Annotated in this window: 15 protein-coding genes; 14 read left to right on the top strand and 1 reads right to left on the bottom strand. The window is 42.2% G+C overall.

Going from position 1 to position 11,929, the window contains the following annotated elements:
- Positions 1–2: 2 nt before the first annotated feature.
- The 11 genes from BQ9856_RS16345 to BQ9856_RS16305 all read left to right on the top strand — a co-directional run bounded on the left by BQ9856_RS16345 (position 3) and on the right by BQ9856_RS16305 (position 7,299).
- Positions 3–959, top strand: a complete 957-nt coding sequence (locus tag BQ9856_RS16345) for an XkdQ/YqbQ family protein (protein WP_077611987.1) — start codon at positions 3–5, stop codon at positions 957–959.
- Complete coding sequence (locus tag BQ9856_RS16340; protein WP_077611986.1) at positions 952–1,266, top strand: DUF2577 domain-containing protein; 315 nt, start codon at positions 952–954, stop codon at positions 1,264–1,266. Before BQ9856_RS16345 ends, BQ9856_RS16340 begins: the two co-directional genes overlap by 8 nt.
- Before the next feature lie 16 nt (positions 1,267–1,282).
- Positions 1,283–1,684, top strand: coding sequence for a DUF2634 domain-containing protein (locus tag BQ9856_RS16335; protein ID WP_077611985.1), 402 nt, complete (start codon positions 1,283–1,285; stop codon positions 1,682–1,684).
- Between the two features lie 129 nt (positions 1,685–1,813).
- Positions 1,814–2,764 carry a baseplate J/gp47 family protein gene (locus tag BQ9856_RS16330; RefSeq protein WP_235839231.1) on the top strand — a complete coding sequence of 317 codons (951 nt, stop codon included), beginning with the start codon at positions 1,814–1,816 and terminating at the stop codon, positions 2,762–2,764.
- On the top strand, positions 2,748–3,302 hold the full coding sequence (locus tag BQ9856_RS16325; RefSeq protein ID WP_159442019.1) for a putative phage tail protein: 555 nt from the start codon (positions 2,748–2,750) through the stop codon (positions 3,300–3,302). Before BQ9856_RS16330 ends, BQ9856_RS16325 begins: the two co-directional genes overlap by 17 nt.
- A complete protein-coding gene (locus BQ9856_RS16320; protein WP_077611982.1) occupies positions 3,292–5,193 on the top strand; it encodes a hypothetical protein in 1,902 nt (633 codons plus the stop codon). Before BQ9856_RS16325 ends, BQ9856_RS16320 begins: the two co-directional genes overlap by 11 nt.
- 11 nt (positions 5,194–5,204) lie before the next feature.
- The gene (locus tag BQ9856_RS24595; protein ID WP_159442018.1) at positions 5,205–5,363 is read left to right on the top strand and encodes a hypothetical protein; all 159 of its coding nucleotides are present in this window, start codon (positions 5,205–5,207) and stop codon (positions 5,361–5,363) included.
- A gap of 288 nt (positions 5,364–5,651) precedes the next feature.
- Complete coding sequence (locus tag BQ9856_RS16315; protein ID WP_077611981.1) at positions 5,652–5,798, top strand: XkdX family protein; 147 nt, start codon at positions 5,652–5,654, stop codon at positions 5,796–5,798.
- An 11-nt stretch (positions 5,799–5,809) separates the two neighbouring features.
- Positions 5,810–6,229 (top strand): phage holin family protein, encoded by a 420-nt coding sequence (locus tag BQ9856_RS16310; RefSeq protein ID WP_077611980.1) that lies wholly within the window; start codon positions 5,810–5,812, stop codon positions 6,227–6,229.
- A gap of 82 nt (positions 6,230–6,311) precedes the next feature.
- Complete coding sequence (locus tag BQ9856_RS24910) at positions 6,312–6,467, top strand: hypothetical protein (RefSeq protein WP_200801318.1); 156 nt, start codon at positions 6,312–6,314, stop codon at positions 6,465–6,467.
- A 1-nt stretch (position 6,468) separates the two neighbouring features.
- Positions 6,469–7,299 carry a peptidoglycan recognition protein family protein gene (locus BQ9856_RS16305; protein WP_077611979.1) on the top strand — a complete coding sequence of 277 codons (831 nt, stop codon included), beginning with the start codon at positions 6,469–6,471 and terminating at the stop codon, positions 7,297–7,299.
- 136 nt (positions 7,300–7,435) lie between these two features.
- Here BQ9856_RS16305 and rpsT read toward each other — a convergent pair whose 3' ends face one another.
- Positions 7,436–7,699, bottom strand: coding sequence for a 30S ribosomal protein S20 (gene rpsT, locus BQ9856_RS16300; RefSeq protein WP_077611978.1), 264 nt, complete (start codon positions 7,697–7,699; stop codon positions 7,436–7,438).
- A gap of 177 nt (positions 7,700–7,876) precedes the next feature.
- Between rpsT and gpr the strand changes: the two genes are divergently transcribed.
- The 3 genes from gpr to BQ9856_RS16285 all read left to right on the top strand — a co-directional run.
- Positions 7,877–8,854, top strand: coding sequence for a GPR endopeptidase (gene gpr / locus BQ9856_RS16295; RefSeq protein WP_077611977.1), 978 nt, complete (start codon positions 7,877–7,879; stop codon positions 8,852–8,854).
- Between the two features lie 109 nt (positions 8,855–8,963).
- Positions 8,964–10,358, top strand: coding sequence for a stage II sporulation protein P (locus BQ9856_RS16290; protein ID WP_139348718.1), 1,395 nt, complete (start codon positions 8,964–8,966; stop codon positions 10,356–10,358).
- 745 nt (positions 10,359–11,103) lie between these two features.
- A partial coding sequence (locus BQ9856_RS16285) for a GTP-binding protein (RefSeq protein ID WP_139348793.1) occupies positions 11,104–11,929 on the top strand: 826 nt, incomplete at its 3' end.

The following is an 11,929-nucleotide window of genomic DNA, read 5'->3' as shown; positions in this document are numbered from 1 at the left end:
AAATGGAAGCACATTTATATATCCAGAACGGTCAGACCGTATATGAACCAGTGGTTAAAGGATCCATTACCTGGGAAACACAGCGCAGAGGCCAGCCCGGAAAGTGCTCTTTTACTCTTATTCCAGATAACCGCCTCCAGATTGTGGAGGGCAATGCCCTCCGTCTGGATGTGGATGGAAAACCCGTTTTCTTTGGATTCATTTTTGAACGTAACTGGAACAGCGAAGGAGAGATGAAGGTTACCGCTTATGATCAGCTGAGATATTTAAAAAATAAAGAAACCTATAATTACACGGATTTAACTGCCGGTGAAGTAATTCAGATGATAGCTAATGATTATAACCTGAAAACAGGAGAATTAGAGGATACGGGGGATAGAATTTCCAGAAAGGAAAAGGATAAAACACTGTTTGATATTATTTTGAACAATTTAGACCTTGCCATGATACACACCAAAAATTTATTTACATTTTATGATGATGTAGGAAAGCTCACCCTGAAAAATATGAAGAACATGAAGCTTGACATCATGATTGATGATACGACAGCTCAGGATTACGACTATAAGGTCAGCATTGACAGCAATACTTATAACCAGATCAAACTGTATTGCGACAATAGTGATACAAAACAAAGAGAAATCTATATGACAAAGAATAGCGAAAACATCAATAAATGGGGGATTCTCCAGAAAGATGAGTCCATTGATAAGGGGGTGGATGGCCAGGCGATAGCAGAAACATATCTGACTTTGTATAATCGTCCCTCCAGAACCTTAACCATCAAGGATGCCTTTGGAGATATCCGGGTGCGGGCCGGTTGTCTGATTCCGGTATTTTTAGATATAAAAGATATGGAGTTAAAGAATTATCTGGTGATTGAATCTGTAACCCATAAAATTGATGAAGGAGTTCATACCATGGATTTAACATTGAGAGGAGAGAAAATCAGTGGCTGATGTAGAATGGATTGAAAATATTAAGCGGATTGTTATTCAGGCAATCGAAGCGGGGGATCCATGTGACGTGATTCCAGGAACAGTTATTAAGGAGAATCCGATTGAAATACAAATAGACCAGAAAACAATACTGTCAAAATCACAGGTTATTTTGCCGAAGCAATTTACAGACCATGAAGAGGGAATGGATATTCCGGGAGTCGGAGAGGTGTCTGTAACCGTGAAAAATAGATTGAAATCTGGAGAAAGGGTTTTGCTGCTTCAGAAGCGAGGGGGACAACAGTATGTGGTAATAGGTACATGGTAGGAAAGGAGGCATTGCTATGATCCCGGTGGCAGGTGATATTTTGGAAAAGGATTTTAAGATGGTGCAGATGCCATCAAAGACCTTTCGGCTGGATACGGAAAACAAGCGTATTATTGGAACGGCAGACGGCTTGGAAGCGTTAAAACAAACGGTTTTCTGTATTCTTAATACGGAACGATTTGATTGGCTGATTTACAGCTGGAATTATGGTGTGGAGCTTAAAGGATTATTTGGGAAGCCCGTAAGTATGGTAAAAGCAAAAATAAAAAAGAGGATTAAAGAAGCATTGCAGCAGGATGACAGGATTCAGAGTGTTGACAATTTTTCATTTAACAGCAATGGGCGGATACTCCATGTAAAATTTATGGTTCATACCACTTTGGGTGAAATTGAGGCGGAGAAAGAGGTGAGTATTTAAATGTATGAGGATATAACATATGAAGTTATTTTAAAACGGATGTTGGACAGGGTACCGCAGGACTTGGATAAACGGGAAGGCTCTCTGATTTATACGGCTCTTACAGCGGCAGCAGCAGAAATGCAGGTCATGTACATAGAATTTGATACAATTTTAAACGAAACATTTGCAGATACTGCCTCCAGGGAAAATCTTATCCGCAGAGCTGCTGAAAGGGGGATGCAGCCTGGAGAGGCAACCAGGGCAGTTCTGAAAGCGATTGCCGTACCCGATACAGTTGAGATTTCAATAGGCGAGCGCTTTCGGCTGGGGTTATATTATTATGTGGTTTCAAAAAATATGGGCGGTGGAGAATATCATGTTACATGTGAGACCGCTGGAACAAGTGGAAACCGGCAACTGGGCCGTTTGATTCCGGTATTGAATATTCCCGGGCTTGCAACTATGGAAATGACAGAACTGTTAATTCCCGGGGAAGATGATGAAGAAACGGAAGTGTTCAGAAAAGCTTATTTTAACTCTTTCAATGAGAAATCTTTTAGCGGAAACCGGAGGGACTATATGGATAAGACAAATAATATTCCCGGAGTTGGAGCGACAAAGATTACAAGAGCCTGGAATGGTGAGTCAACGGTGAAGCTGACAATTTTAGATTCTAATTTTAACAGAGCTTCTGAGCTTTTGATGCAAACAGTTCAGGAAACAATAGACCCAGCCCAGACTGGCAGCGGAGATGGTTTAGCGCCTATCGATCATATTGTAACAGTCGATACTGCTGAGGAAGTGAAAATACAGATAAATAGCCGGATTGAATTTGACAATGGCTATACTTATGCAGCTTTACAGGCTCAGATAAAGGATACAATAGAGGCATATTTGCGAGAACTAAGAGAGTCTTGGCAAGGTCTTGGTGACCAGGGATGTATTATAAGAATATCACAGTTAGAATCGAGGATTCTGGCTATCCAGGGAATTTCCGATATCGGTAATACACGAATAAATGGAGCGTCAGAAAATCTTGAGTTAAACAAATATCAGATTCCGGTATATGGAGGGGTTGAAATTGATTCGAGAAGTTGATTTGCTGTCTTATATTCCTGATTTCCTTAAAGAATATGAAGAAATGAAGGTCATACAGCTTGTGGTCCAACCAGAAATTCAGCTGATGGAGGATGAGACTGAGGTATTGTTTGATAACCAGTATATTAAAAGCTCTGATATCCGAAGCATCAGGCGTTATGAAAAAATGCTGGAAATGCAGCCCTTTGCTGATGACACGTTGGCTGACAGGCGCTTTAAGGTGTTGTCGAGATGGAATCGCATGATTCCATATACAAAAATAACTTTAAGGCAGAAACTGGCCGTATTATGTGGTGAGGATGGTTATACCCTGGATATTAATCCGAAAAAGGTTGTCACTGTTCGTGTTGCATTAAAAAGTAAAAGAAATTTAAATGAAGTGAGGGAGATGCTGGAAGAATTTGTACCTTGCAATATGGTTATAGATCTGGATCTCCTCTATAATCAGCACAGTGTGCTGGGGAAATTTACGCATAAACAATTAGGAGCCTGGTCTCACAGGCAGATAAGAAATGAGGTGCTTATTAGTGGGGAATGAAACAAAAAATTATAAGTTTCCGAAACCGGAAGAAGATGATTTTTATGATATAAAGGAATATAATAAGGCTATGGATATCCTGGATGAAACGCTAACCGGTATGGATAACAAAAAGCTGGATAAGAATGGGGATATATCAGATACAAAGATAAATTTACTTGAAACCGTAACATCAGAATTTCCGGTTCCGACAGAGGGAGAAACAACAAAAGTTTTTATGGGGAAGGTTAAAAAATTTATTGAAAATACGAAGCCTCTTGAATCTGATACCACATATTACGTAGCAACAACTGGCTCAGATGTTACAGGTGATGGCTCTGCTATGGCTCCATATGCTACGATTACAAAGGCATTAAGTGTGATACCAAAAGACTTAGGTGGATTTAGTGCTACAGTAGACATTTCTGAAGGAATTTATACTGAAAGTATAGATATACAAAATTTTCTTAGAGGAACAATTAAGATTAGTTTATCCGGAGATGTTACTGTACAGGATTTACAAATAATTAATAGTTATGTAATATGCACAACTTCTGGAAATGTAAATACTCTAACGCTAGCATGGATATATCTTACAGCTAAAGCTAACGTATATTCAAGTGATTTAAATTTTCAAATACATACTACGGGTGCATTTACTTCTTCGGATACTCCGTCTATATTTATTTTTGATGGTTCGGATTTTTATATTCCCGGACTAATTACATTAGATACTCATACTGGAATTGCGGTAGAAGTACAACATCATTCTAAAGCATATTTAGGTAGTGCACAAGGTACGGGCTTTGATATTGGATTTGGAGTCTATTTCGGGGGAATATGTACTTGTATAAATAATAATCTAAGTGCAACTAAACCAATAGTGGCTACTAGTGGTGGAATGTTTATCAAATCAAGTGGCTCCGTTGTAGGGACATTGCAAAGTAATGTAACATATTATGTAGCAACTACGGGATCTAACATAACTGGTAATGGCACTCAAGCAAATCCATTTAAAACAATTCAATATGCAATTGATATTTTACCTAAAGATTTGGGCGGATATAGTGCAACTATAAATATAGCTTCCGGTATTTATAATGAATCTGTCCGTATTTATGGGTTTCAAAATGGCGTTTTGTATGTGAACAGTGACACTCAAAATACATTAGCAGATACATGTAAAGTAAAGAGTATGAATGTAAGGCACATTAATGGTTATGTGCAATTAAATGGTTTAACCTTCACAGATATGTCTCACACTGTTTTGGAAGTATGGAGTAGTATTATTAGAGTAAATTACTGCCAAACAACAGTTCCTTCTTTAAATACGTCTGGGTTTTATTTCGGAGAGTCTACTGGAGATGTCTATGCATGTAAGATTGCAAATCGAAACATTGCATTGTCACTTCAAAACAGTAGAATATGTAGTAACTCCTGGAATTCAGGTTCAACGGGCAATACTTATTCATCAAACATTTATTTAGGCAGCATACTTACCAAAACGGGATCACAACCTACAGGTATAGAGTACGCTAGTCAAGGCAGTATGTTTATTAACGAAAATGGTACACAGATATCAAATTTAATTACTTCTGGATTGTCTTGCACATGGGGTACAATTTCTGGTGGATATGTTAGACATGGAAATCTAAATGGACCTGCGATGGTAACTATTTGTGTACATATAGTCAATACTGTCGAATTAACCGGAGGGCAAGAATATAGGATAAACGGTTTTCCTAAACCCTCGACACCTATGGGTATGGATATTGCTGTTGCGTCTAATTCTTCCCCGAATGTGAATAGTTGGCTTCGTACAGCTGATGGTGCTATTGGATTCGCTTCATATAATACAAGACCGATTGGCACTGTATTACAATTTAATGTAACATACCCAACAAACCAATAAGGAGAAAATCTATGAAATATGAGAGCGTTAAAATTGGAAATACAACTTATAACATTGTAAACGGCAGTTGCAGCTTAGATAATTTAAGTGGGCAAACTGCCACGGTTGCAATTATCATCGGATCAAACTCTATTGAGAATATTCACAAGAATCTTACGGAAACAACATAATTACGAAGTATTCAGTAGATGGCATGGAAGAATGGCAGCGCAATAATCTGGTCTATACCGGGAAAATGACCTTGCAATCTTCTTTCCCTGTTGGATTTGAACAGGTGAAGGAAACCGACAAGTAGGGAAGACAGTATACATAAATAAAGAAGCTATCGACTCTGTTGTTATTGTACAGGATACCAAACATTCAAGATGAAATAAAATCGCAAAAGGAACAGATTTTTAACTTAAATGCTCAAATAGAATATATGTCCATGATGTCTGGGATAGAAATGGAGTCAAACAATGAGTAAGAATTTTGAAAAGGTAAAAAGTTTTTATAATGCAGATCTATGGTCTGAGGGCATGGTACGAAATGCCGTAGACCGCTGGATCACAGTCGATGAGTTCCTGAAGATTCCCGGGAAAGAATATGAGAATAAGAAAGAGTGAGGAAAGTGAAAATGAAAAATACATTATGTACAGTATCGGGTGTAGTAGGCAGTTTTATTGCCTCCTTATTTGGAGGCTGGGACACAGGAATCGGCACCCTGGTCCTTTTCATGGCCGTCGATTTTTTCTCCGGCTTAGCGGTTGCCGGAGTATTCCATAAAAGCAAAAAAACAGAATCAGGAGCTTTAGAATCGAAAGCTGGCTGGAAGGGAATTTGCAGGAAATGCATGACATTTCTGTTTGTACTCGTAGCCCATCGTCTGGATTTAGCTATCGGGACAAGCTACATACGGGATACCGTTATCATCGGCTTCATGGCAAACGAACTGATCTCCATCGTGGAGAATGCCGGTCTCATGGGCCTGCCGTTACCGTCTGTCATGGCCAGAGCCATAGACATTCTGAATAAGAAAGCAGAAGCACCACAGTAGCACCTTAAGCAATGGGTTTTAAGCCCCGGTACATCCCCAGCCCCTCCTTCATATTATAAAATAAAAAGGACAAGGTAACTTTATGGTTAAAAGTGAATCTACAAGAGATATGACGCGTGTAGAGCTGCTGGGAATACAGGAAAATCTAAAGGATTCTGATTATACGGAGGTCGAGCGCTTCCGGGAATCCTTTGATGCAGATGAAATGGGCTTTGTGGGCAGAAGGGAAGGGATTTAATATGGAAGTTCACAAACTATTAACACCATATAACTATAACAACGGCCAGACCGACCGGATTCAATATATCGTGATCCACTATGTAGGGGCTCTTGGAGGGGCTGAAGCAAACTGCAAATATTATGCCTCCCAATACATTGGAGCAAGCGCCCATTATTTTGTTGGGTTCAGCGGAGAAATATGGCAGTCTGTTGAGGACAAAAATATTGCATGGCATTGCGGGGCAAAAACATATACTCACCCGGAATGCCGTAACAGCAACAGCTTAGGGATTGAACTTTGTGTCAGGAACAAGGGCAGCCAGTCAGATACAAGCAGAGATTGGTATTTTGAAGATGCAACTGTAAAAGCCGCCATACAGCTGACAAAAGAACTGATGAAACAATACGGAGTCCCGGCAGATCATGTAATCCGCCATTATGATGTGACAGGAAAGATTTGTCCGAATCCATACGTATACAATCATACCCAGCATACCTGGGACGATTTTAAAGCGGCTCTGGCAGCGGAGACACAGCTTAAATCCGGCTGGGCAGAAGAAGAGGGAGGCTGGAGGTTCTACTTAGGAGATACAGGAAATTATGTTAAGAACGACTGGTATAAAGATGGGGATGACTGGTATTGGTTCGATGGGGCCGGATTTATGGTAAAAGAAACGTGGAAAACCGGATCAGATGGCAAATGGTATTATTTGAACAGCAACGGTGCCATGGCAAAAGACCAGTGGGTCATCTGGAAGGGAGAACTTTACCGGGCTACGGAAGATGGCAGCATGTTCGAAGGAAAAATGTATCTGAGTACCGATGAAAAAGGTGTTCTGCACATGAACTGACAATAAGGCGGGAGTCCTGTAATCCGGCCCCGTCTTAAAAAGTGGCATTATCAATAGGCACAATTCCCTTTATAATATTACAAAAAAATCCCATTCAGCGGGTTAGTCTGAATGGGATAAAATTCTGTTCTATAAATTAAGCCAATGCGTTAACAGCCTTAGAGATTCTGGATACTTTTCTGGAAGCGGTATTCTTATGATATACGCCCTTTGTAGCAGCCTTATCGATCTCTGCGATAGCGCTGATTAAACTTGCCTGTGCAGCAGCCTTGTCACCGGCAGTAATAGCAGCCTCTACCTTCTTAATAGATGTTTTCACTCTGGATCTGATCGCTTTGTTTCTAGCAGCCTTAGTTTCGTTAACTAAGATTCTCTTCTTTGCAGATTTAATGTTAGCCAATCTGTACACCTCCAATAAAATGATATATGATTATTCTTTGTTTTGCATCAAAGCCTGGACACGGACAGTTCAATGTAAACATACCTTTGTATTCTAACGAATTTCAGCGCATATGTCAATACATAATTCCCGCTTTTTTGCAGAAAATACCTTAGAAATGGTAGAAAGGAGGAAGAAATGGAAAACACATTTGAAGTGCGTACAGACCTTGCGGTAGAAGAAAGAGAAAGTTTTCCGGGTGACGGCGGTGAAATCTCAGGAGTAGCCTTGCGGGAATGGCATCGGGCGGACAGTCATATAAAAATGACCGAGGTAAAAATTCTTGATGAAAAGGGCGAAAAGGCGATGGGAAAGCCCATAGGGACCTATATTACTCTGGAGGCGGACGAACTTTCCATTAAGGATGAGGACTATCACAGGGAGATTTCAGACGAACTGGCAAGTCAGATTGAGCGGCTTTTAGAAGGGAAAGATTACCGGAAACCGGATTTTCACGTGCTGGTAGCCGGTCTTGGCAATGCTTCCGTAACGCCGGATTCCTTGGGCCCCAGGGTCCTTAAAAATCTTCAGGTAACAAGGCATTTAAAAGTACAGTATGGAGATGATTTCTGGAAAGGCAGGAGCATGCCGGTCATTAGCGGGATCGTACCAGGGGTTATGGCGCAGACCGGAATGGAAACCGCAGAGATTTTGAAAGGAATCATAAAGGAAACAGATCCGGATTTGATCATTGCCATTGATGCGCTGGCAGCCAGAAGCGTAAAACGTCTGGGGACAACCATTCAGCTTACGGATACAGGGATCCATCCTGGCTCCGGAGTTGGAAATCACAGGCACAGCCTGACAAAGGAAAGTCTTGGAGTCCCGGTAATGGCGATCGGCGTCCCTACCGTAGTTGGGGCAGCAGCCATTGTCCATGATACCGTTTCCGCTATGATAGGCGCCCTGTCAAAGAGCATGGAAACAAAGGGAATGGGAGATTTTATCGGAAGCATAAGCTCGGATGAGCAATACGATCTCATTCGGGAATTGCTGGAGCCGGAATTCGGTCCCATGTATGTGACCCCGCCTGATATCGATGAAACGGTAAAGGAACTGAGTTTTACGATTTCCGAGGGCATCCACCTGGCCTTTCTGGGACAGGAAGATTCGTAGTAAATGACAGGCTTTCTGCATAGAATGTTGGAGGAAGCAAAACGCTTCCTCCGACACCCGGGAACAAGTTCCCTTTATATAATTTGAATCAGTATGCAGGAAGGTATCTATGAAACAGAGGAACAGCGGAATAAACCGGTTGATAAAAAAAATGATGATCGCAGTCAGCCTTATTCTGGCCGTTCTTCTGAGTATAAAGGAAGTTTCGGAGGCCGGAAGAAAAGCAGACTTCCGGAAAGCCGGAGAGTGGGTAAAAGATGGGGCCAGTCTGGGAATTTCCTATATCTGGCGCCACCAGTATCCGGCTGCATCCTGGGAAGAAAGCAGCGGTAACAGTGTGCAGGCCGCAAAGCATGAGGATACCATTGGCAGCATCCTCTGCGGTTTTCTTTTCAGCCAGTCCCCCCTTTACCGTTATGCAGGAAGCAGCGGAAAAACGGAAACCGATTATGGTGAAATGGATCCGGCATATAAAGGATATCTGGAAAGCGGGAAATTTTATGAGGAACACAGTTTCTTACTGTATGACGGCGGGGAAGAAAGCGGAGAGGACGGAAGTGTTAACGCCGGAGCGGCAAAGGCACAGCCGGAACAGCCGGCAGCCGGTGCGGGTACAGAAACAGAGGCTGGGACGGAACAAAATCAGGAGGCAGAAGCAGGAAAGGCCAATACCCAGGCATTGGGTAAAGAGCCCGCTTTGACCTGTGCGGTAAGCAGCCAATGGCCTATCGTGGGAACTACATACCGCAAGGAACAGCTGGCTGATTACGATTACTTAATGAAGCATTTTTACAGTGTCCATACTTCTACGACTGCCGGCCGGGATTTGATGAAGTCAGATAAGTTTCTTGCAGAAGATTTTACCCTGGAAGGCGGAAACGACAAACCCCAGATTCTGATTTACCATACTCACTCCCAGGAGGAGTTTGCTGACCACGGTCCCAGTAATCCAAATGCGACCGTGGTGGGGATCGGAAGCTACCTGACCGACTTATTGACTGCAAAGGGATATAATGTGATCCATGATACTTCGGTTTATGACCTTCAAAATGGAAAGCTTGACCGGAACAAGGCATATACCTATGCGCTTGACGGCATTTCCGGGATCCTGCAGGAAAATCCGTCCATTGAGGTAGTGCTGGATATTCACCGGGATGGGGTAAATGAAAGTCTGCATATGGTAAACCAGGTCAATGGAAAGCCCACAGCCCCCATTATGTTTTTTAACGGAGTCAGCCAGACTCCGGAGGGGCCCATAGAATATCTGCCCAATCCATACCGGGAGCAGAATCTTGCTTTCAGCTTTCAGATGCAGCTGGATGCAGCGGCTTATTTTCCCAACCTGACGCGGAAAATATACATAAAAGGACTTCGTTATAATCAGCACTTGCGCCCCCGGTCAGCCCTGATCGAAGTGGGGGCCCAGACCAATACATACCAGGAAGCATTAAACGCCATGGATCCTCTGGCAGAAGTTTTGGATATGGTGTTGCAAGGAAATTAAAAAGGTCACAGATTGACCCCCTTTATGATAACGGGTACTCAAAATTGCCTCCTCCCCTCGGTTTACAGGGGTCAAATAGATTGCAGAAAAGAAGATTGTGGAATTAGGAAATATATGGTAATATGTTTTATGGAGTAACCGAACTCAGGGCGGAACCTTCCTGCTTTTATGCCTTTAAGTCATAGTAAGAGGGGAGGTGGTGTCAGAATGTTTTCATTTAGCGATATAATCCTATTTGCAACATTCCTTCTGGCATTGCTGACTTACATAGATAAGTTAAAAAATAGCCTACCCTGCTGCGAACAGGATAGGCTGGCTCATGGCCACATGAGCAATTAGTCAACACTGGGAGCTTCCACCTTGTGTGGCGGTTGCTCTTTTGTAATTCTAATATATCACATCGTTAAAAAAAGTTCAATGAAAATAATATAAGAAATATAGTATTAAAAGTTAGAAATAATGTACGTAATAGTGAATACATCCGGGTAAATGGGCTAAAAATTGTTAATTATCGTGATACTAATATGATACTGTTATTTTTGGCAAAGATAGTAAAACAAGCAATCGTCCTTGTTTTTCCAACGGAATTACAAGGAAATACAATGCTTTCACGGTGGACAATTTCCTATTTTAATGGTATATTTTTAAAGATATCATAGTATTCTGGCGGTTTGTGCCCGGCGGATGCCAGACGGCCAGAAAACATCAGAAACATCAGAAACATCAGAAAAGAGGAATTTACTATATGGCAGCTGCCCAGCAGAATCGGATACGCAATTTTTGTATTATCGCTCATATTGATCACGGAAAGTCAACCCTTGCAGACAGGATTATAGAGAAGACAGGACTGTTGACCAGCAGGGAAATGCAGGCCCAGGTGCTTGATAATATGGATTTGGAACGAGAACGCGGAATTACCATCAAAGCCCAGGCAGTCCGCACGGTTTACAAAGCCGGCGACGGACAGGAATACATCTTTAACATGATTGATACTCCAGGTCATGTGGATTTTAACTATGAAGTTTCCCGAAGTCTTGCAGCCTGTGACGGCGCAATTCTGGTGGTGGATGCTTCCCAGGGGATCGAAGCCCAGACACTGGCCAACGTTTATATGGCTCTGGACCATGATCTGGATGTATTTCCGGTATTGAATAAAATTGATCTGCCAAGTGCCGAACCGGAACGTGTGGTGGAAGAGATCGAGGATGTCATCGGAATCGAAGCTCATGATGCGCCCAGAATTTCTGCTAAAACAGGAGAAAATGTGGAGGCAGTCCTGGAAGCCATAGTAGAGAAGATCCCGGCCCCTGAGGGAGATCCTGATGCACCGCTTCAGGCCCTGATTTTTGATTCCCTTTATGATTCTTATAAAGGAGTCATTGTATTCTTCCGGGTAAAAGAGGGCACGGTAAAGAAGGGCGATAAGGTGCGGATGATGGCAACCGGAGCGGTGGAAGAAGTGGTGGAGGTCGGTTATTTTGGCGCAGGCCAGTTCCTTCCATGCGAAGAATTAAGCGCAGGTATGGTAGGTTACTTAACCGCCAGCATCAAGAATGTGAAGGATACGGCGG

Source organism: Clostridium sp. Marseille-P2415 (assembly GCF_900155545.1).
Lineage (GTDB): Bacteria > Bacillota > Clostridia > Lachnospirales > Lachnospiraceae > Lacrimispora.
Note: the sequence above shows the minus strand (reverse complement) of the source record. Positions and strands in the feature narration are given on the sequence as shown.